This window comes from Streptomyces sp. NPDC047043, assembly GCF_040644055.1.
In the GTDB taxonomy this organism is placed as follows: domain Bacteria; phylum Actinomycetota; class Actinomycetes; order Streptomycetales; family Streptomycetaceae; genus Streptomyces.
Genome location: NZ_JBEYVO010000012.1, coordinates 100,520 through 125,926 on the forward strand (window position 1 = coordinate 100,520; position 25,407 = coordinate 125,926).

The 25,407-nt window shown below is 70.2% G+C and carries 29 protein-coding genes; 16 read left to right on the forward strand and 13 right to left on the reverse strand.

Annotation, left to right across the window (positions count from 1 at the left end; all coding sequences use genetic code 11):
- Positions 1–78: 78 nt before the first annotated feature.
- From ABZ880_RS20245 to ABZ880_RS20275, 7 genes are all read left to right on the forward strand, one after another.
- Positions 79–1,164, forward strand: a complete 1,086-nt coding sequence (locus ABZ880_RS20245) for a family 2 encapsulin nanocompartment cargo protein polyprenyl transferase (protein WP_361264533.1) — start codon at positions 79–81, stop codon at positions 1,162–1,164.
- Positions 1,165–1,366: 202 nt separating this feature from the next.
- Positions 1,367–1,963 (forward strand): GNAT family N-acetyltransferase, encoded by a 597-nt coding sequence (locus ABZ880_RS20250; RefSeq protein ID WP_361264535.1) that lies wholly within the window; start codon positions 1,367–1,369, stop codon positions 1,961–1,963.
- Between the two features lie 308 nt (positions 1,964–2,271).
- Positions 2,272–2,481 (forward strand): hypothetical protein, encoded by a 210-nt coding sequence (locus ABZ880_RS20255; RefSeq protein ID WP_361264538.1) that lies wholly within the window; start codon positions 2,272–2,274, stop codon positions 2,479–2,481.
- A gap of 132 nt (positions 2,482–2,613) precedes the next feature.
- On the forward strand, positions 2,614–3,027 hold the full coding sequence (locus ABZ880_RS20260; protein WP_361264541.1) for a YciI family protein: 414 nt from the start codon (positions 2,614–2,616) through the stop codon (positions 3,025–3,027).
- 7 nt (positions 3,028–3,034) lie between these two features.
- Positions 3,035–4,240, forward strand: coding sequence for a sigma-70 family RNA polymerase sigma factor (locus ABZ880_RS20265; protein ID WP_361264545.1), 1,206 nt, complete (start codon positions 3,035–3,037; stop codon positions 4,238–4,240).
- Positions 4,241–4,249: 9 nt separating this feature from the next.
- Positions 4,250–4,570, forward strand: coding sequence for a DUF952 domain-containing protein (locus ABZ880_RS20270; RefSeq protein WP_361264547.1), 321 nt, complete (start codon positions 4,250–4,252; stop codon positions 4,568–4,570).
- Positions 4,567–4,818 (forward strand): hypothetical protein, encoded by a 252-nt coding sequence (locus tag ABZ880_RS20275; protein ID WP_361264550.1) that lies wholly within the window; start codon positions 4,567–4,569, stop codon positions 4,816–4,818. The genes ABZ880_RS20270 and ABZ880_RS20275 overlap by 4 nt, the downstream gene beginning before the upstream one ends.
- Here the strand turns inward: ABZ880_RS20275 and ABZ880_RS20280 are convergent.
- Genes ABZ880_RS20280 through ABZ880_RS20290 form a run of 3 tightly spaced genes read right to left on the reverse strand, consistent with a single transcriptional unit; the run spans position 4,805 to position 6,381 of the window.
- A complete protein-coding gene (locus ABZ880_RS20280) occupies positions 4,805–5,551 on the reverse strand; it encodes a VOC family protein (RefSeq protein ID WP_361264553.1) in 747 nt (248 codons plus the stop codon). The two genes, ABZ880_RS20275 and ABZ880_RS20280, sit on opposite strands and share 14 nt — an antisense overlap.
- Positions 5,548–5,961, reverse strand: a complete 414-nt coding sequence (locus ABZ880_RS20285) for a VOC family protein (protein ID WP_361264554.1) — start codon at positions 5,959–5,961, stop codon at positions 5,548–5,550. The genes ABZ880_RS20280 and ABZ880_RS20285 overlap by 4 nt, the downstream gene beginning before the upstream one ends.
- Before the next feature lie 27 nt (positions 5,962–5,988).
- A complete protein-coding gene (locus ABZ880_RS20290; RefSeq protein ID WP_361264983.1) occupies positions 5,989–6,381 on the reverse strand; it encodes a helix-turn-helix transcriptional regulator in 393 nt (130 codons plus the stop codon).
- 102 nt (positions 6,382–6,483) lie between these two features.
- On the opposite strand from ABZ880_RS20290, the gene ABZ880_RS20295 reads away from it, so the two are divergent.
- Genes ABZ880_RS20295 through ppk2 form a run of 3 tightly spaced genes read left to right on the forward strand, consistent with a single transcriptional unit; the run spans position 6,484 to position 8,813 of the window.
- On the forward strand, positions 6,484–7,638 hold the full coding sequence (locus ABZ880_RS20295) for an inorganic phosphate transporter (protein WP_361264557.1): 1,155 nt from the start codon (positions 6,484–6,486) through the stop codon (positions 7,636–7,638).
- Positions 7,639–7,657: 19 nt separating this feature from the next.
- Positions 7,658–7,891 (forward strand): hypothetical protein, encoded by a 234-nt coding sequence (locus ABZ880_RS20300; protein ID WP_361264559.1) that lies wholly within the window; start codon positions 7,658–7,660, stop codon positions 7,889–7,891.
- A 19-nt stretch (positions 7,892–7,910) separates the two neighbouring features.
- Complete coding sequence (gene ppk2 / locus ABZ880_RS20305; protein ID WP_361264562.1) at positions 7,911–8,813, forward strand: polyphosphate kinase 2; 903 nt, start codon at positions 7,911–7,913, stop codon at positions 8,811–8,813.
- On the opposite strand, the gene ABZ880_RS20310 is transcribed toward ppk2, so the two are convergent.
- On the reverse strand, positions 8,810–9,547 hold the full coding sequence (locus ABZ880_RS20310; RefSeq protein WP_361264565.1) for a patatin-like phospholipase family protein: 738 nt from the start codon (positions 9,545–9,547) through the stop codon (positions 8,810–8,812). The two genes, ppk2 and ABZ880_RS20310, sit on opposite strands and share 4 nt — an antisense overlap.
- A 262-nt stretch (positions 9,548–9,809) precedes the next feature.
- Complete coding sequence (sodN, locus tag ABZ880_RS20315; protein WP_023546844.1) at positions 9,810–10,205, reverse strand: superoxide dismutase, Ni; 396 nt, start codon at positions 10,203–10,205, stop codon at positions 9,810–9,812.
- Between the two features lie 145 nt (positions 10,206–10,350).
- Here sodN and sodX point away from each other — a divergent pair, with 145 nt between their 5' ends.
- Positions 10,351–10,785, forward strand: coding sequence for a nickel-type superoxide dismutase maturation protease (gene sodX, locus ABZ880_RS20320; protein WP_361264986.1), 435 nt, complete (start codon positions 10,351–10,353; stop codon positions 10,783–10,785).
- On the opposite strand, the gene ABZ880_RS20325 is transcribed toward sodX, so the two are convergent.
- Positions 10,689–11,318, reverse strand: a complete 630-nt coding sequence (locus ABZ880_RS20325; RefSeq protein ID WP_361264568.1) for a CGNR zinc finger domain-containing protein — start codon at positions 11,316–11,318, stop codon at positions 10,689–10,691. The two genes, sodX and ABZ880_RS20325, sit on opposite strands and share 97 nt — an antisense overlap.
- 100 nt (positions 11,319–11,418) lie before the next feature.
- On the opposite strand from ABZ880_RS20325, the gene ABZ880_RS20330 reads away from it, so the two are divergent.
- On the forward strand, positions 11,419–12,177 hold the full coding sequence (locus ABZ880_RS20330; RefSeq protein WP_361264570.1) for a class I SAM-dependent methyltransferase: 759 nt from the start codon (positions 11,419–11,421) through the stop codon (positions 12,175–12,177).
- Between the two features lie 70 nt (positions 12,178–12,247).
- Here ABZ880_RS20330 and ABZ880_RS20335 read toward each other — a convergent pair whose 3' ends face one another.
- Genes ABZ880_RS20335 through ABZ880_RS20345 form a run of 3 tightly spaced genes read right to left on the reverse strand, consistent with a single transcriptional unit; the run spans position 12,248 to position 14,931 of the window.
- Positions 12,248–13,009, reverse strand: coding sequence for an amino acid ABC transporter ATP-binding protein (locus ABZ880_RS20335; protein ID WP_361264572.1), 762 nt, complete (start codon positions 13,007–13,009; stop codon positions 12,248–12,250).
- Positions 13,010–13,012: 3 nt separating this feature from the next.
- Positions 13,013–13,942, reverse strand: a complete 930-nt coding sequence (locus tag ABZ880_RS20340; RefSeq protein WP_361264575.1) for an amino acid ABC transporter permease — start codon at positions 13,940–13,942, stop codon at positions 13,013–13,015.
- A 29-nt stretch (positions 13,943–13,971) separates the two neighbouring features.
- Positions 13,972–14,931, reverse strand: coding sequence for an ABC transporter substrate-binding protein (locus ABZ880_RS20345; protein WP_361264578.1), 960 nt, complete (start codon positions 14,929–14,931; stop codon positions 13,972–13,974).
- A gap of 569 nt (positions 14,932–15,500) precedes the next feature.
- Between ABZ880_RS20345 and ABZ880_RS20350 the strand changes: the two genes are divergently transcribed.
- The 4 genes from ABZ880_RS20350 to ABZ880_RS20365 all read left to right on the forward strand — a co-directional run bounded on the left by ABZ880_RS20350 (position 15,501) and on the right by ABZ880_RS20365 (position 18,871).
- Positions 15,501–16,721, forward strand: a complete 1,221-nt coding sequence (locus ABZ880_RS20350; protein ID WP_361264581.1) for an NADP-dependent malic enzyme — start codon at positions 15,501–15,503, stop codon at positions 16,719–16,721.
- Positions 16,722–17,002: 281 nt separating this feature from the next.
- Positions 17,003–17,968 (forward strand): zinc-binding dehydrogenase, encoded by a 966-nt coding sequence (locus tag ABZ880_RS20355; protein WP_361264584.1) that lies wholly within the window; start codon positions 17,003–17,005, stop codon positions 17,966–17,968.
- 127 nt (positions 17,969–18,095) lie between these two features.
- A complete protein-coding gene (locus tag ABZ880_RS20360; RefSeq protein WP_016437953.1) occupies positions 18,096–18,305 on the forward strand; it encodes an HTH domain-containing protein in 210 nt (69 codons plus the stop codon).
- Entirely contained in the window at positions 18,305–18,871 is a 567-nt protein-coding gene (locus ABZ880_RS20365; protein ID WP_361264587.1) for a Clp protease N-terminal domain-containing protein, read from the forward strand. Before ABZ880_RS20360 ends, ABZ880_RS20365 begins: the two co-directional genes overlap by 1 nt.
- A 26-nt stretch (positions 18,872–18,897) precedes the next feature.
- On the opposite strand, the gene ABZ880_RS20370 is transcribed toward ABZ880_RS20365, so the two are convergent.
- The 4 genes from ABZ880_RS20370 to ABZ880_RS20385 form a co-directional block, all read right to left on the reverse strand.
- The gene (locus tag ABZ880_RS20370; protein ID WP_361264590.1) at positions 18,898–19,956 is read right to left on the reverse strand and encodes a helix-turn-helix transcriptional regulator; all 1,059 of its coding nucleotides are present in this window, start codon (positions 19,954–19,956) and stop codon (positions 18,898–18,900) included.
- Position 19,957: 1 nt separating this feature from the next.
- Entirely contained in the window at positions 19,958–20,983 is a 1,026-nt protein-coding gene (locus tag ABZ880_RS20375; protein WP_361264593.1) for a hypothetical protein, read from the reverse strand.
- 142 nt (positions 20,984–21,125) lie between these two features.
- The gene (locus ABZ880_RS20380; protein ID WP_028420339.1) at positions 21,126–21,305 is read right to left on the reverse strand and encodes a DUF6104 family protein; all 180 of its coding nucleotides are present in this window, start codon (positions 21,303–21,305) and stop codon (positions 21,126–21,128) included.
- A gap of 84 nt (positions 21,306–21,389) precedes the next feature.
- Complete coding sequence (locus ABZ880_RS20385; RefSeq protein ID WP_361264596.1) at positions 21,390–25,172, reverse strand: multifunctional oxoglutarate decarboxylase/oxoglutarate dehydrogenase thiamine pyrophosphate-binding subunit/dihydrolipoyllysine-residue succinyltransferase subunit; 3,783 nt, start codon at positions 25,170–25,172, stop codon at positions 21,390–21,392.
- Between the last annotated feature and the right edge of the window lie 235 nt (positions 25,173–25,407).

The window sequence follows — 25,407 nt, forward strand, 5'->3', positions numbered from 1 at the left end:
ACCGGGGCGGGTACACCCCGGTCATATGCGCCCAGCAGCGGAAGCGCCACCGTCCGCGGACTGACCGAGGGGGATCCCATGGCCGAGTTCATGACGGACACGAAGCAACGTTCCACCGGGGCGGGGCCGCTGGACGGGCACGAGGCGGCGGCGATCCTGGACCGCACCCGGGCGTGTGTCGACCCCGAACTGCGCGCCGCGGTCGACTCGTTGCCCGGTTCCATGCGCCGGATCGCGCTGTACCACTTCGGCTGGGAGCACGCGGACGGCACTCCGGCGGCGGGCAACGCCGGCAAGGCGATCCGCCCCGCGCTGGTCCTCACCGCGGCCGCCGCGCTCGGCGGACCGGGAGCGCGCGAGGCGGCGGTGCGGGCGGCCGCGGCGGTGGAGCTGGTCCACAACTTCACACTGCTGCACGACGACGTGATGGACCGGGACACCACCCGGCGGCACCGGCCCACCGCGTGGACCGTGTTCGGCGACGCCGACGCGATCCTCGCCGGGGACGCCCTGCAGGCGCTGGCCCTGGGGATGCTCGCCGAGGACCCGCACCCGGCGTCCGCGGCGGCCGGTGCCCGGCTCGCGGCCTGCATCGTCGAGCTGTGCGCGGGGCAGCACGCGGACACCGCGATGGAGCGGCTCGGCCCCGGCGAGGTCACCCTCGACGAGGTGCTGGCCATGGCCGAGGCGAAGACGGGTGCGCTGCTGGGGTGCGCCTGCGCGCTGGGCGCGCTGTACGCGGGGGCGCCCGCCGAGGACGTCGAGGCGCTGGACGCCTTCGGCCGCGAGGCCGGGCTCGCCTTCCAGCTCATCGACGACGTGATCGGCATATGGGGCGACCCGAGCCGCACCGGCAAACCGGCCGGCGCCGATCTGGCGGCCCGCAAGAAGTCCCTGCCGGTGGTCGCCGCGCTTACCTCGGGCACACCGGCGGCCGGCGAACTGGCCGCCCTGTACGAAATGCCGTACGACAAGGAGGACGCGGAGTCGATCGCGCGCACCGCTCTCGCCGTGGAGCAGGCCGGTGGGCGGGACTGGGCTCAGGTCCAGGCCGCCGACCGGATGGCCCGCGCGATGCAGGAGCTGGCCCGCGCGGTTCCGGACCCGGAGGCGGCGGGCGGGCTGCTCGCGCTGGCGGAGTTCGTGACGCGTCGCGCCAGTTGACCGCTGTACTCAACAGACCCCGGAGCCACCGGGGCGGCCGCGGCTCCTGACCCCGCACGGCCGCCCTGGCTCCGGCCCGGTGGGTCCCGCACATCCCCACGGTGTGCGGGGCCCGCCCCTTTTTGTGGCTCGGTTCACCGGACAGTCCCGTATAGGCTCAACAGCCGTACAGCCGAGGTCGTTTGGGACGAGAGGGCGGCAGATGGGTGTGGCGATCCGGACGGCGGGCGAGAGTGACCGGGAGCTGGTCGTGCGGCTGCTGGACGAGGCCTTCCAGGACGATCCGGTCAGCGGCTGGGTCTTTCCCGGTGACGAGTACCGCCGCACGACCCACCACAGGCTGATGGCCGCCTTCACGGAGATCGTGCTCGCCGAGGGCCGTATCGATGTCACCGAGGACGGGACGGCGTGCGCGCTGTGGTTGCCGGTACCGGCCGAAGAGCACGAGCCCGAGGACGACGGCCCCGCTCAGCTCCGTGCCGCCGTGGATCCGGAGAACGAGCGCGTCGAGCTGATCGGCCGGCTGACCGCGGGCATCCATCCCGTCGGGCGCGCGCACGAGTACCTGTGGATGATCGCCGTCACGCCCGACCGCCAGGGCGAGGGGCTCGGCACCGCGCTCGTCCAGCACGTCCTCGACCGCTGCGACCGCGAGAACGTGTCCACCTATCTGGAGGCCAGCAACGCCCGCAGCCGCGCGCTGTACGAGCGGCTCGGCTTCGAACTCACCGGCACGCCCCTCGACCTCCCCGACGGCCCGCGGATCTGGCCGATGTGGCGCGAACCCCGCACGCACTAGGCGTTCCGCCCGGTCAGCGCCGCGATGTGCCGCCGATCGTCTGCGGCGCCATCGCGGCTGGTCGCACGCACGTGGCGGTAGCCGCATATCGAACACAGCCCCGCGCCCCTTCAGGGCGCTGCCGAAAGGGGCCGCCTTGGGCGGGCCGACCTGGACGAGGCGTTCCGGCTGTGTGACCTCGACGTACCCGGAGACCATCGCGCCCCACGTCCGCAAGCAGTCAGGCATACGTGGCCCCGCGCGCCTTCGGCAACGGCGTACTCGTCCGTACGTACGCGCGCAAGCGGTGACCGGCCTACGCTGAGGGCATGGACAGCTCAGAACACGTCTGTCCGGCCTGCGGACAGCCCGTGGAAACGGTCGTCAAGCGCCACAAGACCCTGGGCGCGTGGGTCCCGCTGTGGGTGGCGGGCCCCTGCCGCAACCCCCAGTGCGAGGCGTACGTCTCCGAGGGCGCCGCGCCCGAGGTGACCGCGCCCGACGAGGAGCCCGGCGAGACGCCCGCGCAGACATCCTGAACCCCGCGCCGAGAAGATCCTGAAGACCGCATCGAAATTTCCCCGAATCCGGTGTCGAGAATCTCGGCCCGGCTCCGACGTCCCCCGTGAGAGCCGCCCACCGAGGGCGGTGAGAGCCGAAGGAGCCAAGTCATGAAGTACCTGGTCATGGTGCAGTGCACGCAGGCGGACTACGAGGGCATGCAGGGCAGGGCCAACGCGACCTCCCCGGCCTGGAGCCAGGAGGACGTCCAGGCCATGTACGCCTTCATGGGCGCTCTCAACGACGACCTCGCGGAGACCGGCGAGATGCTAGACGGACAGGGCCTGACCGAACCGGCGAAGGCCCGGCTGGTCGGCCTCGGCGACGACGGAAAGCCCGTGATCACCGACGGCCCGTACAGCGAGACCAAGGAGCTGCTGGCCGGCTACTGGGTCCTGGACTGCGCGAGCCTGGAGCGTGTCACGGAGATCGCCGAGCGCATCCTCGAGTGCCCCCAGCCCGCCGGGGCCACCAACTACCCCGTGGTGATCCGGCCCATCGGTGACCCTTCCGCGGACGTCTGAGCACTCCGTGGGCCCCACCGCCGAGACCGAGGACCTGCTGCGCCTGCACGCGCCGCAGGTCCTCGGTGCGCTGGTCAGGCGGTACGGCCACTTCGACGCCGCCGAGGACGCCGTACAGGAGGCGCTGCTGGCCGCGGCCGGGCAGTGGCCCTCGGCCGGGGTTCCGGACAACCCGCGCGGCTGGCTGATCAGGGTGGCCTCGCGGCGGCTGACCGACGCGCTGCGGTCCGAGGAGGCGCGGCGGGCGCGGGAGGAGAAGGCCGCGGCGCTCACCTCGCGTCTCGCGTCCGGGCCCGATCGCGCGCCCCGCGAGGACGACACGCTCACGCTCCTCTTCCTGTGCTGCCACCCCGACCTCACCCCGCCCGGGCAGATCGCGCTGACCCTGCGCGCGGTCGGCGGTCTGACGACGGCCGAGATCGCCCGCGCGTACCTGGTCCCCGAGGCGACGATGGCGCAGCGCATCAGCCGGGCCAAGCAGAAGGTGCGGGGCGTGCGCTTCGGGCGCCCGGACAACTGGGAGCAACGCCTGCCCGCCGTCCTGCACACGCTCTACCTGATCTTCAACGAGGGCTACACGGCCACGTCCGGCACCAGCCTGCAGCGCCGCGACCTGGCCGGAGAGGCGATCCGGCTGACCCGTACCGTCCGGCGCCTCCTCCCCGACGACGGCGAGGTGGCCGGGCTGCTGGCCCTGATGCTGCTCACCGACGCCCGCCGCGACGCGCGCACCGGTCCGCACGGCGAGCTAGTGCCGCTCGACGAACAGGACCGCGACCGCTGGGACAAGGCCGCGATCGAGGAGGGGGTCGCGCTGGTCACCCGGGCGCTGGCGCGGGGCCGTGCGGGCCCCTACCAGCTGCGGGCCGCCATCGCCGCCGTGCACGACGAGGCGCCGTCCGCGGAGGCGACCGACTGGCAGGAGATCCTCGGCCTGTACGAGGTGCTGGTCCGCCAGGTCCCCGGCCCCGTCGAGCGCCTCAACCGTGCCGTGGCCCTCGCCATGGTCGACGGACCGGAGGCGGGCCTTGCGGAACTCGCCCTGCTGGAGCCGGAGTTGGGCCACCGCCTTGACGCGGTGCGCGGCCACCTCCTGGAGCGCGCCGGCGCCCACGACGAGGCCCGGACCGCCTACGAGGCGGCGGCCGCGAAGACCCTGAGCCTCCCCGAGCAGCGCTATCTGCAGGGGCGGGCGGCACGGCTGAGGCCGTAACCTGCCCTCATGGCCGATCACATCCTGCACATCACCGAACGCGCCCTCTGGGACGCCGCCCGCGCGAAGGGCACGTACGAGATCTCGACCCGCGGCCGCACCCTCCAGGAGGAGGGCTTCATCCACTGCTCGACCCGCACCCAGCTCCCGGGGACCGCCGACCGTTTCTTCGCCGGCCTGGACGACCTGGTGGTCCTGGTCATCGACCCGGACCGCCTGAACGCCCCGCTGAAGTACGAGTCCAACAAGCCCGGCGGGGAGGAGTTCCCGCACGTGTACGGGCCGATCCCGGTGGCGGCCGTGGTCGACGTGGAACCGTGGACGGCGTGAGCGGCTTACCGCGCCGCCGGGTGTGGCGATGGGCCGTGGCGGTGTGGGTGGTCGCGGTGGCCGTCGGGGGGCTGCTCACGCTGTGGCTGCAGGACTCCACGGAGCCGCGGCCGCCGGCCCGCTGGGAGAACGCGGACCCGAGCCCGTCCCCGTCGGCCGGGCGGTACGAGAGCACGGAGTGCCCGGTCCCGACGCCCACCCCCACCGACGGTCCGTTCTCCTTCGCCTGCGTGATCAAGGACGGCTGATCCGTCCGCCCGTCTCCGGATCGCGCCCCGTCAGGCAGTACGTGCCGCCCGCCGGGTCGCGCATCACCGTCCAGCCGGAGTGCCGGGCCACGAACTCGGCGCCCAGCAGCTCGTGTCGGGCCCTGGTCGCCTCGATGTCGGCGCAGGCGACGTCCAGGTGGGCGGTCGTCTCCCGTTCCTCGCCGAGCCGTTGGAGGAGGATGCGGACCGGGAGGCCGGGCGGCGGCTCCACCACGTGGAACTCGGGGAGCGAGCCCGGCCGGGAGTGCCACTCCGGCAACAGGCCGCCCCAGAAGGCGACTTCGGCCTCGAAGGCGGAAGGCGCGGCGTCGACGCACACCTGGTCGAGGCGGCTGCCGTGCACGACGGCCGGGCGCGTCGCCTCCCCGCGCCACGGCATGGTGCAGAACAACTGCCCTGCGGGCGACCGCAGTACGGCCCAAGTCCCGTGATCGGCGACCACCTCCGCGCCGAGCCGCAGCGCCGACCGCACGAATTCCCGTACGTCGTCCACGGGGAAGTCGAGATGCGCACCGCCCGGACCCGAGGAGACCCCCTGCACCTTGACGCAGGCGTCGGCGCCGTCGTGCAGGAGGGTCGTGAACTCCTTGTTGTCGCCCCGGAGTTCGGAGAGCCGCGTGTCCGTGACGGCCGTCCAGAACTCGCAGGCGGGCCCGAAGAGTTCGTACGGCCGGTCCATGAACGCGTAGGTCCACAGGACCTGTCGGCTCATCCCTTCCGCTCCATGAACCGCAACATGTTCCCCGCCGGGTCCCGGAACGCGCAGTCACGCACTCCGTACGGCATGTCCGTCGGTTCCTGGATCACCTCGGCGCCGGATTCCCGGACGCGGGCGAAGAGGGCGTCGCAGTCCTCGGTGGTGAAGTTGACCCCGCGCAGCATGCCCTTGGCCAGCAGTTGCTCCATTGCCTCGCGGTCGGCCGGGGAGAGGTCGGGGTTGGCCGCGGGCGGCTCCAGGACGATCGACACGTCCGGTTGCAGCGGCGACCCGACGGTCACCCACCGCATCCCCTCGTACTTGACGTCGTTGCGGATCTCCAGGCCCAGGACGTCGCAGTAGAAGGTGACAGCCTTGTCGTGGTCGTCGACGGCGATGAAACAGTTGTGCAGTTTCAGGTCCATGGGTCCAACCTAAGGTCAGTACCGGCGTTACGTCCGTCTCGGGCGTGTGTACGCCCGCGCCACGCAGGGCGGGATCTCGGCGCTCTCCTCGTGCGAGCGGGCCCGGTAGGAGCTCGGCGTCTCGCCCACCAGCTCGGTGAAGCGGGCGCTGAAGGAGCCGAGAGAGGTACAGCCGACCGCCATGCAGACTTCGGTGACCGTGAGGTCGCCGCGGCGCAGCAGTGTCTTGGCGCGCTCGATCCGGCGGGTCATGAGGTAGCCGTACGGGGTCTCGCCGTAGGCGGCGCGGAAGCTGCGCTGGAAGTGGCCCGGCGACATCAGGGCCGTGCTCGCGAGGGCGGCAACATCCAGGGGTTCGGCGTACTCGCGGTCCATACGGTCGCGTGCCTGTCGCAGGCGTACCAGATCCTCACGATTCACCATGTCAGGATCGCACGATCCTCACCGGCCGGGCGCGTGAACCTGGAGTGGCCTTTGCCTTGAGTTCGCCTGGCGTATGAAAGCGCTTGTTCCCATGGGGCGATGGACCACATCACGTTCCTCGTGGCGGTCGTCATCGTCACGGCCCTGGCCTTCGACTTCACCAACGGATTCCACGACACCGCGAATGCGATGGCCACCTCCATCGCCACCGGCGCACTCAAGCCCAGAACGGCGGTGCTCATCAGCGGAGTCCTCAACATCGTCGGGGCCTTCCTGTCGACGGAAGTCGCCAAGACGATCTCGGGCGGCATCGTCGACGACACACTCGTCAGTCCGGGAATGATCTTCGCCGGACTGGTCGGGGCGATTCTGTGGAATCTGCTGACCTGGCTGGTCGGACTGCCCTCGAGCTCCTCGCACGCCCTGTTCGGCGGGCTGATCGGCGCCGTCTGGGTCGGCGCGGGTTCCGACGGGGTGCACTTCGACAAGGTTGTCGAGAAGGTACTGATCCCGGCGGTGGCCTCGCCGGTCGTGGCCGGCGTCGCGGCCCTGATCGCCACCTACCTCGCGTACAAGCTCACCGCCCGCGGCCGCAAGAAGTCCGTCACCAAGGGCTTCCGGCTCGGCCAGATCGCCTCGGCCTCGCTGGTCTCGCTCGCGCACGGCACCAACGACGCGCAGAAGACCATGGGCATCATCACGCTGACCCTGATCTCCGCGGGCGCCCTCGGCCATGACGCCGGCCCGCCGGTGTGGGTGATCGCCTCGGCCGGTCTCGCCATCGGCCTCGGCACCTACCTCGGCGGCTGGCGGATCATCCGCACCATGGGCAAGGGCCTGACCGAGATCCAGTCCCCGCAGGGCTTCGCCGCGGAGACGGCCTCCACGACGGTGATCCTCACGTCCGCGCACCTGGGCTTCGCCCTGTCCACCACGCAGGTCGCCTCCGGCTCCATCCTCGGCGCGGGCCTCGGCCGGCGCCTCGCGGAGGTCCGCTGGGGCGTCGCGGGCCGCATGGTCGCCGCCTGGCTGATCACGCTGCCGGCGGCCGCGCTGGTCGGCGGTGTCTCCGCGAGCGTGGTCAAGCACGGCGGCAACCTCGGCACGGTCGTCGTCGCGCTGGTGGGTGCCGCGGTCGCCGCGGGCATCGTCGTCGTCTCGCGCCGCAACCCGGTGCACGCGCACAACGTCAACGACGGCCACGAGGTCACCGTCCGCACCGCACCGCCGGCCAGCGTCGGCACGGCCGCCTGAATTCAGGGAGTTTCGTAGCATGAGTCTCGACTGGAACGCACTCGGCGAGGTCACCGCGGTGAGCATCGGCGTCACCGTGGCCGTGGTCGTCGTCTTCGCCCTCGGGGTCCTCGGCCTCGCCCGCTTCGAGGGGGCGAAGGAGGGCGGCGACGGCACCTCTTCCCTGGGCATGGCGCAGGCCGCGCTGTGCTTCCTCGCGTGCGCGGCCGTGGTGGCGTACGGGATCTATCTGATCGTTCCGCAGTTCCACTGAGCACCGGAAGGACAACGGAATGACGACGCCGCCCCTGCTGGCCGAACTGGCCGCGCTGAAGGTCGACTACACCGACCCCGACGACCCGGTCCTCATCCGCCCGGACGGCTCCCCGATCGACACCTGGCGGGAGAACTACCCGTACGCGCACCGCATGGAGCGCAAGGAGTACGACTGGCACAAGCGGCTCCAGCAGATCGAGCTGCTGAAGCTGCAGAGCTGGATCAAGGAGACGGGGCGCCGGCTCGTCGTCGTCTTCGAGGGACGGGACGCGGCCGGCAAGGGCGGCACCATCAAGCGCTTCACCGAGCACCTCAACCCGCGCGGCGCCCGGGTGGTGGCGCTGGAGAAGCCGACGGAGCGCGAGGGCGGCCAGTGGTACTTCCAGCGCTACGTCGAACACCTGCCGACCGCGGGTGAGATCGTGCTGTTCGACCGCTCCTGGTACAACCGGGCCGGCGTGGAGCGCGTGATGGGCTTCTGCTCGGACGACGAGTACCGGCGCTTCATGCGCCAGGCCCCGCTGTTCGAGCGGATGCTCGCGGACGACGGCGTCGACCTGATCAAGTTCTGGTTCTCGGTCTCCCAGGGCGAGCAGCGCACCCGCTTCACCATCCGTCAGGTCGATCCCGTACGGCAGTGGAAGCTCAGCCCGATGGACCTGGCCTCCCTCGACCGCTGGGACGACTACACCAGGGCCAAGGTCGCCATGTTCCGCGAGACGGACACCGAGCACGCGCCGTGGACGGTGGTGAAGAGCAACGACAAGAAGCGGGCCCGCGTCGAGGCCATGCGCAGTGTGCTGGCCCGCTTCGACTACGCCGACAAGGACGAGGAGGTCGTCGGCAGCCCGGACCCACGGATCGTGGGTGCGGCGGCGGGGCTGCTGGAGGCCGGGGAGGACGATCACGGCGGCCACTAGGCACGTCGTGCGAGGTGGGCCGCTCTGTGGAGGACCAGGGCTTGTTCCACAGGGCGGCCACCGTCTGTGCCGCCGCCCGCCCCTGGGCGAAACCGGCGTTGCCGGCCGGTGTCCTGCTCGCCGGGGAGCGGGTCCGGCCCGACGGCGGCGAGGGAGTCCTCGTCGCGGACGACGACCTCGACGAGCCCCCCCCCGCGCCCGGCGATCGCGGCCGCGTCGGCCTCCAGCACCGGGTCGGGCATCGGGGCGACCACGAGCGTACGGGCATGGTCCGCCGCGAGATCGAGGTTGGTGAAGGAACGGATGCCGCCGTCGATGCAACGGCCGGCGCCGATCGTCGTGGCGGGCCGGACGCCCGGGATGGCGCAGCTCGCGGACACGGCGTCCACCAGGCCTGCGCCCGCCACGCGGTCGAAGAGCCGGGTCTTCCCGGTGGCGGCGTTCACCGCGACCACGGCCAGCGCGCGCTCCGGCCGGCTGTGGGACGGCAGCCGCCCCTCGATGACGGAACGCCGCTCGGCCCCTGTCACGGTCTCGGCGGCGAGCGCCATCTCGCCCGTCCGGCGCAGCCGTTCCACCGGGTCGGTGACCTCGGCGTCCAGCTTCTCGGCGAACTCGAAGACGGCGGTGAGCGCACCCTCCCGCGGCTTCAGCTCCTCCTTCTGCAGCGCGGGGTCCACCTGGGCCCGCAGCAGCGCGGACAGCGCCGTACCGCTGCCGATCTGCGCGGCCACGACGGACCCGGCCGAGGTGCCGAAAGGAAGTCCGCGTCGCTGACGTCGACCCCGCGGTCGGCGAGCCCGGCCGGCACGCCCGTCGCCCAGGCGATACCCGCCACCCCGCCCCCGTCGATGACGAGGGCCCGCCCGTCCCCGCTGCGGGAACGCCGAAGGGGCCCGCCCGGCAACCCGGTCGGACCCCTTCAGGGAACCCTCGGACCCGCGATGGTGCACCGATCGCCGGTCCCCGCGAACCTTCTCGCGAACGGGGCGTTCGTCAGGCCTTCTTGGTCTCCCAGAAGATCTTGTCGATCTGGGCGATGTAGTCCAGAGCCTTCTGGCCCGTGGCCGGGTCGGTGGACGCCTTGGCGGCCGAGAGGGCCTTCAGGGCGTCGTTGACCAGCTGGTGCAGCTCCGGGTACTTCTCGAAGTGCGGGGGCTTGAAGTAGTCGCTCCAGAGCACGGAGACGTGGTGCTTCGCGAGCTCGGCGCGCTGCTCCTTGATGACGGTGGCGCGAGCCTGGAAGTGCGGGTCGTCGTTGCCGGCCATCTTTTCCTGGACGGCCTTCACCGACTCCGCCTCGATGCGGGCCTGGGCCGGGTCGTACACACCGCAGGGCAGGTCGCAGTGTGCGCTGACCTTGACCTTGGGGGCAAACAGGCGGGAAAGCATGGAGCATTCCTTCCTCGTGATCGTCTTCTCAGGTGCGACATTACTCCCTGGGAGAGGCGATTTCGCGAGTGCCCCCATGGGCTTAGGACAAAAGTCCAGGGTCAGACTGAGACTGGTGGAGGAACGGACCGGGGAGGTGCCGGGGATGCCGGAGCTGTCGCAGGACATCGAGCGCGGGAGGGCTCTGCTGCCCTTCGGGGTGGCCGAGGTGACCGGGCCGTCCATGGTGCCCACGCTCAACCACGGGGACCGTCTCGTGGTCCAGTACGGCGCCCGGATCCGCCCGGGTGACGTCGTCGTCCTGCGGCATCCCTTCCAGCAGGACCTGCTGGTCGTCAAGCGCGCGACGGAGCGCCGCGAGGGCGGCTGGTGGGTGCTCGGTGACAACGCCTACGCGGGCGGCGACAGCACCGACTACGGGACCGTCCCGGAGGACCTGGTCCTCGGCAAGGTGCGCTTCCGCTACCGGCCGCTGAGGACCGATCAGCGCTCGCCGTTCGCGGTCGCGCGCTGGGCGCTGTCGGCCGCCAGGCCCGTTCTGTCCGCCCGGTCGGCCTCCAGGCGCTTGCGGGCACGGTAGGCGGCCACGTTGGCGCGGGTCGCGCAGCGGTCGGAGCAGTAGCGCCGGGAGCGGTTGGTCGAGGTGTCCAGGTAGGCGTTGCGGCACGGGGGCGCCTCGCACAGGCCCAGCCGGTCGACGCCGTACTCCGTCAGGTGGAAGGCCAGGCCCATCGCCGCGATGGCCGCGTAGCCGGCGGTCGCGTTCGACGGGTGGTCCGCCAGGTGCATGTGCCACAGCGGGCGGCCGTCGTCGTCCCGGAAGTCGTGCCCGGAGATCTGCGGGCTCACCGGGAACTCCAGCAGCAGCGAGTTCAGCAGGTCCACCGCGAGCGTCTCGTCGCCCTTGTCCGCCGCCTCGAAGACGGCCCGCAGCCGGGCCCGGACCGAGCGGAACCGCGTGACATCGGCGTCGGTCGCACGCCGGGCCGCCGACTGGTTGCCGCCGAACAGGTCGCGGACGGCCTCGACCGAGGTCAGGGAGTCCTTGCCCCGGGCCGGTTCCTCGCTGTTGACGAGTCGTACGGCATAGTCCGAGTAATAGGCCAGTTCCACTTGTAGTCCTTACGGATGCGCTCTATGGTCGTTGGCGGGAGCGGGTAACGACTGCCTGTGCTCCCAGGGTATTACGCGGGCGCGGAGAAAAGGGGACTCCATGACCACCACGGCCGGAACGGACTGGCAGGCCTGGCAGAAGAGCTGGGACCGGCAGCAGGAGTGGTACATGCCGGACCGGGAGGAACGCTTCCGGATCATGCTGGACATGGTCGAGGCGCTCGTCGGCACCGCCCCCCGCGTCCTGGACCTCGCCTGCGGCACCGGCAGCATCACGGCCCGGCTGCTGGCCCGCTTCCCGGAGGCGACGAGCACCGGAGTCGACCTCGACCCCGCACTGCTCGCCATCGCCCGCGGCACCTTCGAGGGCGACGCCCGGGTCGCCTTCGTCGAGGCCGACCTCAAGGACGCCGGGTGGCCGGCGAGACTGCCGTACGACTCCTACGACGCCGTCCTCACCGCCACGGCCCTGCACTGGCTGCACAGCGAACCCCTCGCGGCTCTCTACGGTCAGGTCGCGCAACTCGTGCGACACGGCGGCGTCTTCATGAACGCCGACCACATGATCGACGAGACCACGCCCAGGATCAACGCGGCCGAGCGCGCCCAGCGCCACGCCCACATGGATCAGGCCAAGCGCGACGGCGCCCTCGACTGGGCGGAGTGGTGGCAGCTGGCCGCCGAGGACCCGGTCCTCGCCGGTCCGACCGCCCGCCGCTTCGAGATCTACGGCGAGCATGCGGACGGGGACATGCCGTCCGCGGCCTGGCATGCGCGGGTACTGCGGGAGAAGGGGTTCGGGGAGGCGCGTCCGGTGTGGTGCTCGCCGTCGGACACGTTGTTGCTGGCAGTCAGGTAACTGCCGGTCGACGGACCATGAGGAAGGGGCGGTACGGGAATCCCCGTACCGCCCCTCGCCGTCGTGCCGCTTACAGGACCTTCGACAGGAACGACTTGGTGCGTTCGTGCTGCGGGTTCGTCAGGACCTCGCGCGGGTGGCCGGACTCGACCACCACGCCGTCGTCCATGAACACCAGCGAGTCACCGACCTCACGGGCGAAGCCCATCTCGTGGGTGACGACGATCATCGTCATGCCTTCCTCCGCGAGGTCCCGCATGACGTCGAGGACCTCGCCGACCAGCTCCGGGTCGAGGGCGGAGGTCGGCTCGTCGAACAGCATCAGCTTGGGTTCCATCGCCAGCGCACGGGCGATGGCGACACGCTGCTGCTGACCGCCGGAGAGCTGGGCCGGGTAGTGGCCGGTCTTGTCGCCGAGGCCGACGCGGTCCAGCAACCGCCCCGCGCGCTCCCGGGCGGCCGCCTTGGACTCGCGCTTGACCTGGACCGGCGCCTCCATGACGTTCTCCAGCGCCGTCATGTGCGGGAAGAGGTTGAAGCGCTGGAACACCATGCCGATGTCCCGCCGCTGCGTCGCGACCTCCTTCTCCTTGAGCTCGTAGAGCTTGTCGCCGCTCTGCCGGTAGCCGACCAGGTTGCCGTCGACGTAGAGCCGGCCGGCGCTGATCTTCTCCAGGTGGTTGATGCACCGCAGGAAGGTGGACTTGCCCGAGCCCGACGGGCCGATCAGGCAGAACACCTCGCGCGGGTTCACCTCGAGGTCGATGCCCTTGAGGATGTGCGAGACCCCGAAGGACTTGTGGACGCCCTCGGCCTTCACCATTGCGTTCATGGGTCACCGCTGCCAGTTGGAGACGGAGAACAGGTTCATCTTGGCCATGTTCGTTCGGATCTTCTGCAGCGGCGTCGGCGGCAGGCTGCGCGTCGAGCCGCGCGCGTAACGGCGTTCGACGTAGTACTGGACGATGCTGAAGATCGTGGTCAGGAACAGGTACCAGATACAGGCTACGAAGTACATCTCGACGACCGCCAGCGAGGTGCTGGAGATGTCCGTGGCCTTCTTGATCAGCTCGGGGAGCTGGACCGCGTAGGCCAGGGACGAGGTCTTCAGCATGTTGATGAACTCGTTGCCGGTCGGCGGGACGATGACCCGCATGGCCTGCGGCAGGATCACCCGGCGCAGCGTCTTGCCCTGGGTCATGCCCAGCGCGTGCGACGCCTCCGTCTGGCCCTCGTCGACGGACTGGATGCCGGCCCGGACGATCTCCGACATGTACGCGGCCTCGTTCAGGCCGAGGCCGAGCAGGGCCGTCAGGACCGGCGTCATCACCTGGTTCATCTCGTCCTTGTAGAACCCCAGGTTCAGGACGGGGAAGACGAGCGAGATGTTGTACCAGAGCAGCAGCTGGACCAGGACCGGGGTGCCCCGGAAGAACCAGATGTAGAACCAGGACACCGTGCTGGTGACCGGGTTCGACGACAGCCGCATCACGGCGAGGACGATGCCGAGGGCGACGCCCAGCACCATGGCCAGCACCGAGATGTACAGCGTCGTCCAGGCGCCCTTCACGATGCCCGGGTCGAACAGGTAGTCCGGAATGATGCTGTAGTTGATGTTCGCGTTGGAGAAGGCGACGCCGATCAGCGCCAGGATGGCGATGACCACGACGCCGGCCACCCAGCGGCCGTAGTGGCGCACCGGGATGGCCTTGATCTGCTCCGGCGGCACGGAGGGCGCCGGAGTCTTGTCGACAGTGTCAGTCACGGTGACTGCCTTTCAGTGCCGTCCGAGGCTCAGGAACCGCCGTTGATCTTCGCCTCGGTCACCGCGCCGTCCGTGACGTTCCACTTCTGCAGGATCTTGGTGTAGTCGCCGTTCTCGATGATCGCGCTCATCGCGGCCTGCAGGGCGTCGCGCAGCTGGGTGTCGTCCTTGCTGACGGCGATGCCGTACGGGCCCGCCTCGATCTGGTCGCCGGTGACCTCGAAGTCCTTGCCGCCACCGGAGGTCTTCGCGTTGTACGCCGCCACCGGGAAGTCGTTCAGGTCGGCGACGGACGCGCCCTGCTTCAGACGGAGCAGGGCCTCGGGGTCGGTGTCGAAGGTCTGCAGGTTGATGGCCTTCTTGCCGTCCTTCGTGCACTTCGTGCTCTGCGTCTTCGCGATCCCCTCGGACGTGGTGCCCTTCTGCAGGGCCACGACCTTGCCGCACAGGTCGTCGAGGGACTTGATGCCCTTCGGGTTCCCCTTCTGGACCAGGATCGAGGTGCCGGCGGTGAAGTAGTCGACGAAGTCGACGCCCTTGCCGACCTTCTTGCCGGTGTCGGAGTCGATGCCGTCCTGGCGGTCCTTGGTGTCGCTCATCGCGGACATGAGCACCTGGAAGCGCTTGGCCTGCAGGCCAACGATCAGGTTGTCGAACTTGCCGTTCTGGAACTCGAACTTCACGCCCAGCTGCTTGCCGAGGGCGTCCGCGATGTCCGGGTCGATGCCGACGGCCTTGCCGTTCTGCATGAACTCGACCGGCGGGTACGCGATGTCGGAGCCCACCTTGATGACACCCGCCTTGCGGATGTCGGCGGGAAGCTTGCTCGCGAGCGGGGCCGAGGAGGAGGCCGACTCCGAGCTGCTGCTGCCCTTGTCCGTCTGGTCACCGCAGCCGGTGAGGATCAGGGCGCCTGCGACCGCGATCGCACCGACCGCTGCCAAACGGTGGTGCGCGGCGGTGGTACGACGGGTGGAGCTTGCGGTCATTTTGGGTTCCTCCGGCGGATGGGTGGAGTTGCCGATGGGTCGACGACAACACACACCTTCGGGTGTCGCGACCTCGTGGGTTTACGGCATCTTGCCATTCGGACTGAGCCGTTCAGGGGACCCGTGATGTCAAAATCGGATAACGGGTGACCCCCGAACCGCACCAGTTCGGTACAACATGTCCGGACCATCTGCGGGAATCCGCCGTTCCGGCCGGAAGATCTTCGGTGCATCTCGGGATGCGGACCAGGGCTCCGAGGTGTTGATCACTGTTTGAGTGCTGGTCAGGCGATCGTCGAGGACGTGTCCCCATATTTCGTGACGATTGTTGTCACCGAGACGTGACCTTCGGGTGCCGGGATGTGACCTTGCACTTAATGGACTCGTCCTCGTGCGGTCCGTCCGGTAAGAAGGTTCTTTACACCCCTCATCCGGGGCTCGGGGCGCGTGTGCGGCGCGCCCGTCGCGTATGACCCGTACGCATCAACAGATCGGGCATGCGCGGTCCCGCCCACCCCTCACCAGGAGTGGCCACCCTCAACCAATGAAGACTTAAGGGGTAAAACAAAGTGGCAGCGGAGATCGTCAATCCTCGCAGCGACAGCAATACGGATCAGGACGGGGCCGAGCCCCTCGATTCCTTCGATCCGGCGTTCGCGCTGCACCGCGGCGGCAAGATGGCCGTGCAGGCCACCGTGCCGGTCCGTGACAAGGACGACCTGTCCCTGGCGTACACGCCCGGCGTCGCGAAGGTGTGCAGCGCGATCGCCGAGCAGCCGGAACTCGTCCACGACTACACGTGGAAGTCGTCCGTCGTGGCCGTGGTCACCGACGGCACGGCGGTGCTCGGACTCGGGGACATCGGCCCCGAGGCCTCCCTCCCGGTGATGGAGGGCAAGGCGATTCTGTTCAAGCAGTTCGGCGGTGTCGACGCCGTCCCGATCGCGCTCGACTGCACGGGCGTCGACGAGATCGTCGAGACCGTGGTGCGGCTCGCGCCGTCCTTCGGCGGCGTCAACCTGGAGGACATCTCGGCACCGCGGTGCTTCGAGATCGAGCGGAAGCTCCAGGAGCGGCTCGACATCCCGGTCTTCCACGACGACCAGCACGGTACGGCGGTCGTGACGCTGGCCGCGCTGCGCAACGCCGCGCGGCTGAGCGGTCGGGCCATCGGTGACCTGCGGGCCGTCATCTCCGGCGCGGGTGCGGCCGGTGTCGCCATCGCCAAGATGCTGGTCGAGGCCGGCATCGGTGACGTCGCCGTCGCGGACCGCAAGGGCATCGTGTCGGCCGACCGGGACGACCTGACGGACGTCAAGCGGGAGCTCGCCTCCTTCACCAACAAGGCCGGCATCACCGGGCCGCTCGAGGCGGCTCTGGAGGGCGCGGACGTCTTCATCGGCGTCTCCGGCGGTACGGTCGCGGAGGAGGCCGTCGCCTCGATGGCCGAGGGCGCGTTCGTGTTCGCCATGGCCAACCCGAACCCCGAGGTGCACCCCGACGTCGCGCACAAGTACGCGGCCGTCGTGGCCACCGGGCGGTCCGACTTCCCGAACCAGATCAACAACGTGCTGGCGTTCCCGGGCATCTTCGCGGGTGCGCTGCAGGTGCGGGCGTCCCGGATCACCGAGGGCATGAAGATCGCGGCGGCCGAGGCGCTGGCGGGGGTCGTCGGTGACGACCTCGCTGCGGACTACGTGATTCCCTCGCCGTTCGACGAGCGGGTTGCTCCGGCGGTGACGGCGGCTGTTGCGGCGGCGGCTCGGGCCGAGGGTGTTGCCCGGCGCTGACGTGTGCGTCGGCTGAATGGCCCCGTCCGTTTGGGCGGGGCCATTTCTTTACCCACCCGCCCACCCGTTCGGGTGGTTGAGGGGTGGACCTCCCCCTTGGGCGGGGGTTGCCGGCCCTCGGGCTGTACCCCCAGACCCCCTTCGGCCCGAAAGGCCTCGTCCTCGAACGCCGGACGAGCCGGGAGTGCTGCCCGGCATCAGCAGGTGGCCCGTGACAAGAGGGCGTGTGTCACAGGGCCTCTCGGTTCCGTCGGCCCGAGTCGCCGCCTATCGTCAAGGTCATGTTCGCCGTCTACGCCGCTCGAATCGACCGCGACCAGCCGCTCGGCGGCCTCGAGTTGGGGGACCGTCCGGCTCCCGAGGCCCGTCCCGGCTGGAGCACCGTCAACGTCAAGGCCGCCTCCCTCAACCACCACGACCTCTGGTCCCTCAGGGGCGTGGGCCTGTCCGAGGACAAACTGCCGATGATCCTCGGCTGCGACGCCGCCGGTGTCGACGAGGACGGCAACGAGGTCGTCCTGCACTCCGTGATCGGACAGAGCGGTCACGGCGTCGGGCCCAGGGAGCCCCGGTCCATCCTCACCGAGCACTACCAGGGGACGTTCGCCGAGCAGGTCGCCGTGCCGACCTGGAACATCCTGCCCAAGCCCAAGGAGCTCTCCTTCGCGGAGGCCGCCTGTCTGCCGACCGCCTGGCTGACGGCGTACCGCATGCTCTTCACCAACGCGGGTGTACGGCCCGGCGACTCGGTCCTCGTACAGGGCGCCGGCGGCGGTGTCGCCACGGCCGCGATCGTGCTCGGCAGGGCGGCGGGGCTGCGTGTCTTCGCCACCAGCCGGGACGAGGCCAAGCGGAAGCGGGCCGTCGAACTCGGTGCCGTCGAGGCGGTGGAGTCGGGGGCGCGGCTGCCGCAGCGCGTCGACGCCGTCATCGAGACCGTGGGCGCGGCGACGTGGTCGCACTCGATCAAGTCCCTGCGCCCGGGCGGCACGCTGGTCATCTCCGGTGCCACGAGCGGCGATCGCCCCTCGCACGCCGAACTGACCCGCATCTTCTTCCTCGAACTCAAGGTCGTCGGATCCACGATGGGCACCAAGGACGAACTCGAGGACCTGCTCTCCTTCTGCGCCGCCACCGGTGTGCGTCCCGTGATCGACGAGGTACTGCCGATGGACCGGGCCCGCGAGGGCTTCGAACGGATGGCGTCCGGGGAGCAGTTCGGCAAGATCGTGCTCACCAACGACTGACGGTTTCCGGCTGCTCCTTTCGCCGTGCGGCGGGCTCGGTTCTCCGGGCCCGCCGTTCGCGTCTTCGTACGGCCACTCGTGTCAACCATGGTTGACACTCCCTCTCGTGTCAACGTAAGTTGACAGCATGACCGAAGCAACGGATCTCGCCGAGCGCGCGGGCGACCGCGATCCACGGGTCGGACTGCGCGCCGTCGCCGCGCTGCGCAGGCTGCTGGAGCAACTGGAGGCGGTGCAGGTGCGCAGTGCGCGCAATCAGGGCTGGTCGTGGCAGGAGATCGCCGCGGAACTCGGAGTCAGCAGGCAGGCCGTGCACAAGAAGTACGGGAGGCATTGATGTTCGAGCGGTTCACGAAGGACGCCCGCGCGGTGGTACAGGGCGCGGTGGGGCATGCGGAACGGTCCGGGGCGCAGTCCGTGGACGCCGAGCACCTGCTGCTGGCGGTACTCGACCGCGAGGCGAGCCGCGCCTCGTTCGCGCTGGCCTCGCTCGGGCTGGCCGGCGAGCGCAGGGAGGCGGTGCGGGAGGCCGTGGTCGAGGCTCGGCGGCGTGCCGGCCTTTCCCGGGCCGACGCCGACGCGCTGGCCGGACTGGGGATCGACGTGTCGGAGATCGTCGCCCGGGTCGAGGAGGTGCACGGCGTCGGGGCGATGTCCGGCGACCGCAAGGACAGGGGCTGGTGGAGCGGGCGCCGCACCTTCGGCCGGGCCGCCAAGAACATCCTGGAGCAGTCCCTGCGCACCGCCGTCTCCCGCGGCGACCGCCACATCGGCGACGAGCACCTCCTCCTGGCCCTGACCGTCCGCCCGGGCGTCCCCGCCGAGGTCCTCGCCGACCACGGGGTGACGTACGAGTCGCTGATCCGTGTTCTGTACGGCGGGGGAGAGGCGAAGGCGGGTTAGACGGCGAGGACCGGTGACGCCCGCCCTCAGGCCCTCGGCGCCCGCAGTATCGCCCCGATGTGCGCCGCAGCCGTCGACAAGTGGCGGCGGGCGTCACGGAGTTGGTCGTCGGTGACCCCGTGGTCGCGGGCCGCGTCGCGGATGTCGTCCCGGAAGCGGTCGAGCAGGCGGTCGAGGTCGCGGGCCGCGTCGCCGCTGGGGGCCTCGTGCGCCCAGGCCGGTTCGTACTCGGCGGGAAAGTCCTCAGGTGTGTGCGAGTAGTCGGGCTGCAGTGCCGACGTACCGGTGCCGCCCCGGCCGAATCCGAGGTCCTTTCCGAACTCCTTGCCGAAGTCCTTCCCGAAGTCGCCGAACTCCTTGGCCAGTTCGGTCAGGCCTTCCCGCACGCCCGTCGGCCAGTCACCCCGCGCGAAGTGGTCCTGCACCTGGTCCTGGACCCGCTTGGCGATGCGCTGCAGCTCCTCCTGCGCCTGGGCCCGGGCCTGCTCCTGGGCCTCCTTGGCCTGGCGCCTGGCCCGCTGGGCCTCCTCGCGGGCCCGGCGGCTCTCGTCCTTGGCGCGCCGGGCCTGCTCCTTCCACTCCTGCTTGACGCGCCGCAGCTCCTCCTTGGCGGCACGCCACGACTCCTTGTCGGCGTGCTCCCCGAAGTCCCCCACAGAGCCTGCCCGTTCGCCGCGCCCCTTGGCTCCGGAGCCGTGCCGGGCCTCGGTGGCCGCCGCGCGCATCTCGCGCCGCAGGTCGCCCGCCGCGCCGCGCACATCGGCCCGGATCTCGGCGGCGAGCTCCGCGACGGACTCGCGGATCTCCAGCTCGAGGTCGGCCAACTCGCCGCTGCGGTCGGCGAGTTCCGCGCGGCCCGCGTCCGTGATGGCGTACACCTTGCGGCCGCCCTCGGTGGTGTGGGTGACCAGGCCCTCGGCCTCCAGCTTGGCCAGGCGGGGGTAGACGGTGCCCGCCGACGGTGCGTACAGCCCCTGGAAGCGCTCCTCGAGGAGGCGGATCACCTCGTAGCCGTGGCGCGGGGCCTCGTCCAGCAGCTTCAGCAGGTAGAGGCGGAGGCGGCCGTGGGCGAAGACGGGAGGCATGTCAGAGCACCTTCTTGTCGGTCGTGCCGTCGGCCGGGGCGCTGCTCGCGCTGTCGCCCCCACCGGAAACGGAATTGTCCCCCGAGTCGCTGTGCGGTTCGGCCGCCGGGGTGCTCGTCGGGTCGGCCTCCGCCGCCGCGTCCGGGGTCGCCGCACGGATGTCCTCCTGCCGTATGTCCTCCGGGCCGATGTCCTCCGGATCCACGTCCCAGGGCTCGTCCTCGGCCGGTGGGCGGCGCAGCAGGGCGATGGAGCCCGAGACGGTCGTCGCCTTCAGGTTGCCGTTGCCCGCGCCGAGCCGGCCGGTGATCCGCTTGGCGCCCCACTGGCCGCTGACCCGCAGGTCCTCGAAGGCGTTGGAGACCGTCCCGCTCGCGGTGTTCGCCTCCACCTCCGCGTCCGCCGGGTGGGGCAGCCGGATGGCGATCTCGCCCGAGACGCTCGTCAGGCTGATGTCGGTCGGGCGGCTCGCCGGATCGAGGTCGACGATCATCGAGCCGCTCACCGAGTCCGCCTTGACGGACGAACCCGCCTCGACGACGGTCAGATCGCCCGAGACGGAGTTGAAACGCAGGTCTCCGCGGAGGGCCTGGGCCTCCAGGTTCCCCGAGACGGTGTCGGCGCGGACCGGGCCGGTGAGCCCCACCAGGGTGGTGTCCCCGGTGACTCCCTTCACCTCGGTGCGCCCGTCGATTCCGGAGACGACGGCCGCGGCGCCGACCACGCCCACCTCGACACGGGTGTCGGCCGGCACGGCGAGGGAGACGACGGCGCTGCGGCGCCAGCCCTTGCGGTCCAGCCACTTGAGGAAGCCCTTCCAGGGCAGGTCGTCGTAGGCCACCGTGAGGATGCTGCCCAGCTGGGTCACGGCGAGAGGCGGTCCCTCGATCCGGGTGACCTCCAGGCGGGCGGAACCTTCGTCCGTCCCCACCACGTTCACCGTTCCGTTGACGATGCGTACGTGGAGCTCGCGCACGGGCTCGTCGAACGTGAGCTTCCTCGGTTCCGTGACGGACCACTCGGACATGGTGCAGACCTCCCCGTCGCAACGCGCCATATCGCGTCTCCTGCAATTCACGATATATCGCGGACGGGGAAAGTCAAGAAGTTCCCGGAGCCGTACATGCGAAAGGGGCGCCCGTGGGCGCCCCGTTGACGTTCTCTGTGGCCTACTCGTCGTCCTCGTCGTCCAGGCGGGCCAGCCACGTCGCCAGACGTTCCACCGGGACCTCGAAGTCCGGGTTCAGGTCGACGAACGTTCGCAGTTGTTCGGCGAGCCACTCGAAGGTGATCTCTTCCTCGCCGCGCCGCTTCTCCAGTTCTTCGATGCCACGGTCCGTGAAGTACATGGGTCAAGGATAAGTGCGCGGAAACGGCCGGGCCGCACCCCCTGGAGTGGGGGTGCGGCCCGGTCACGTGTGCCGCGAGGGCGGTTACGCCTCGTACACCTCGCGCACCAGCTGCTCCTGCTCGGCCTGGTGCCGCTTCGCGGAACCCACCGCCGGGGACGAGCTGTGCGGGCGGGAGATGCGGCGGAGGCGCTCGCCGTGCGGGACGTCAGCGCCGACCGCCAGGTCCAGGTGGTCGATCAGGTTGAGCGCGATGAACGGCCAGGCACCCTGGTTCGCCGGCTCCTCCTGGGCCCACAGGTACTTCTCGGCGTTCGGGTACTTGGCGATCTCCGCCTGGAGCTCGGCACCCGGCAGCGGGTACAGCCGCTCGATGCGGATGATCGCCGTGTCCGTGATGCCGCGCTTCTGACGCTCGGCCTCAAGGTCGTAGTACAGCTTGCCCGCCACGAAGACGACCTTGCGGACCGCGGCCGGGTCGACCGTGGAGTCGCCGATGACCGGGCGGAACTGACCCGACGTGAACTCCTCCGTCTTCGACGCGGCGGCCTTCAGGCGCAGCATCGACTTCGGGGTGAAGACCACCAGCGGCTTGTGGTGCGGGTTGTGCACCTGCCACCGCAGGAGGTGGAAGTAGTTCGACGGCAGGGTCGGCATCGCGACCGTCATGTTGTTCTGGGCGCAGAGCTGGAGGAAGCGCTCCACGCGGGCAGAGGAGTGGTCGGGGCCCTGGCCCTCGTAGCCGTGGGGGAGCAGCAGCGTGACGCCGGACGTCTGGCCCCACTTCTGCTCCGCCGCCGAGATGTACTCGTCGACCACCGTCTGCGCGCCGTTGACGAAGTCGCCGAACTGCGCCTCCCACATCACGAGCGCGTCGGGGCGGGCGAGCGAGTAGCCGTACTCGAAGCCCATGACCGCGTACTCGGAGAGCAGGGAGTTGTAGACGTTGTAGCGGGCCTGGTCCTCGGCGAGGTACTGGAGCGGGGTGTGCTCCTCGCCCGTCTCGCGGTTGATGAGGACCGCGTGGCGCTGGCCGAAGGTGCCGCGCTGGGAGTCCTGGCCGGACAGACGGACCGGGGTGCCCTCCAGCAGGAGGGAGCCGACCGCGAGGGTCTCGCCCATGCCCCAGTCGATCGTGCCGTCCTCGACCATCGTCGCCCGGCGCTGCAGCTGCGGCAGCAGACGCGGGTGGACGTGGAAGTGGTCGGGGATGTTGACCTGGGACTCGGCGATCCGCTTCACGACCTCCGAGGTGATCGCGGTGTTCACGGCGACCGGGAACTCCGCCTGCGGGTCCGTGGTCGGAGCCGCGGCCGGCTGCGAGACCGCCTCACGGACCTCCGTGAAGACCTTCTCCAGCTGGCCCTGGTAGTCCTGCAGGGCCTGCTCGGCCTCTTCCAGGGTGATGTCGCCGCGACCGATCAGGGACTCGGTGTAGAGCTTGCGCACCGAGCGCTTCTTGTCGATCAGGTCGTACATCAGCGGCTGGGTGAAGGCCGGGTTGTCCGACTCGTTGTGACCGCGGCGGCGGTAGCAGATGAGGTCGATCACGACGTCCTTGTTGAACGCCTGGCGGAACTCGAAGGCCAGGCGGGCAACGCGGACGACGGCCTCGGGGTCGTCGCCGTTCACGTGGAAGATCGGCGCCTCGATCATGCGGGCCACGTCGGTGGCGTACATCGAGGAACGCGACGACTCGGGAGCCGCCGTGAAGCCGACCTGGTTGTTGATGACGATGTGGACCGTGCCGCCCGTGCGGTAGCCGCGCAGCTGCGACATGTTCAGGGTCTCGGCCACCACGCCCTGGCCCGCGAAGGCCGCGTCACCGTGCAGGGCGACCGGCAGGACCGTGAAGTCCGTGCCGCCCTTGTTGATGATGTCCTGCTTGGCGCGGACGATGCCCTCGATGACCGGGTCGACCGTCTCCAGGTGGGACGGGTTGGCGGCCAGCGAGACCTTGATCTGCTCGCCGTCCAGGCCGGTGAAGGTGCCCTGGGCGCCCAGGTGGTACTTCACGTCGCCGGAGCCGTGCATCGACTTCGGGTCGAGGTTGCCCTCGAACTCGCGGAAGATCTGGGCGTACGACTTGCCGACGATGTTGGCGAGGACGTTCAGGCGGCCGCGGTGGGCCATGCCGATGACGACCTCGTCCAGGCGCGACTCGGCGGCGGAGTCGATGACCGCGTCGAGCAGCGGGATGACGGACTCGCCGCCCTCCAGGGAGAAGCGCTTCTGGCCGACGTACTTCGTCTGCAGGAAGGTCTCGAAGGCCTCCGCCGCGTTCAGCCGGCGCAGGATGCGCAGCTGCTCCTCGCGCTCCGGCTTGGTGTGCGGGCGCTCGATGCGGTCCTGGATCCAGCGGCGCTGCTTCGGGTCCTGGATGTGCATGAACTCGATGCCGGTGGTGCGGCAGTACGAGTCGCGCAGCACGCCGAGGATGTCGCGCAGCTTCATCAGGGACTTGCCCGAGAAGCCGCCGACCGCGAACTCGCGCTCCAGGTCCCAGAGCGTGAGGCCGTGCTCGGTGATGTCCAGGTCGGGGTGCTTGCGCTGGCGGTACTCCAGCGGGTCGGTGTCGGCCATGACGTGGCCGCGGACCCGGTAGGAGTGGATCAGCTCGAAGACGCGGGCGGCCTTGGTGACGTCGTCGTCGTGCGAGGCGTCGATGTCCTTGAGCCAGCGGACCGGCTCGTAGGGGATGCGCAGCGCCTCGAAGATCTCGTCGTAGAAGCCGCTCTCGCCGAGCAGGAGGTTGGCGACGATCCGCAGGAACTCGCCGGAGGCGGCGCCCTGGATGACCCGGTGGTCGTAGGTCGACGTGAGCGTCATGACCTTCGAGATGCCGAGCTTGTTCAGGGTGTCCTGGGAGGTGCCCTGGAACTCCGCCGGGTAGTCCATGGAGCCGACGCCCATGATGACCGACTGGCCGGGCATCAGACGCGGCACGGAGTGGACGGTGCCGAGGCCGCCGGGGTTGGTCAGGGAGACCGTGACCCCGGAGAAGTCGTCCATCGTCAGCTTGCCGTCGCGGGCGCGGCGGACGATGTCCTCGTAGGCCTGCCAGAACTCGAAGAAGTTCAGCGTCTCGGCCTTCTTGATGCCCGCGACGACCAGCTGGCGGTCGCCGTTGGGCTTCACCAGGTCGATGGCGAGGCCGAAGTTGACGTGCGGCGGCTTGACGAGGGTGGGCTTCCCGTCCTTCTCCGCGTAGTGCCAGTTCATCGACGGCATCGTCTTGATGGCCTGCACCATCGCGTAGCCGATCAGGTGCGTGAAGGAGATCTTCCCGCCCCGGGCGCGCTTGAGGTGGTTGTTGATGACGATGCGGTTGTCGAAGAGCAGCTTCACCGGGACCGCGCGCACGGACGTGGCCGTGGGCAGCTCCAGCGAGGCGTTCATGTTCTTCGCGACGGCGGCCGCGGGGCCGCGCAGGGGCACCAGCTCCGGGCCGTCGGCGGCCGCGGTCGCGGGCTCGGCCTTCGGCTTGGCGGCGGCAGCGGGCTTCGCCGGCGCGGGGGCCGGAGCCGCGGCGGGCTTCGCGGGAGCGGGCGCCGGAGCGGCGGCCGCGGGCTTCGGGGCCGCGGGGGCCGGCGCGGGCACCGCAGGAGCCGCCGGGGCGGGCGCGGCCTGAGCCGGAGGGGCCGCCGGGGCCGGAGCAGCCGCCGCAGCGGGGGCGGCGGCCGCTCCCGGCTTGTAGTCGGCGAAGAAGTCCCACCAGGCTCGGTCTACCGAATTCGGGTCCTGGAGGTACTGCTGATAGATCTCGTCGACGAGCCACTCGTTGGGGCCGAACGCAGCAGCGGGGTTCTTGCCCGCTTGGTCGGCGTCGGTCGAGATGCTCGAGTTACTGGGGGACTGTGGCGACACGGCGGCAACCGCCCTCTTCCGCTTCACAAGGTGATGGACAGCGGGAATAAAGGCTACGCCTCCATGGCCGGGAAGGTCAGGCCGAGCAAGGTCATCGTCGTGTAAGTCACATCGGAAAGCGTGTTTCGGGCCGGGAAATGGCGGGAAACAAGCGAGGTTCCGCCAAGGATTGACCGTGCTGGGGATACGCCGACGCAAGCCCTGCAGGCGCGGCCTGCGGGCGTGTTCCTGATCA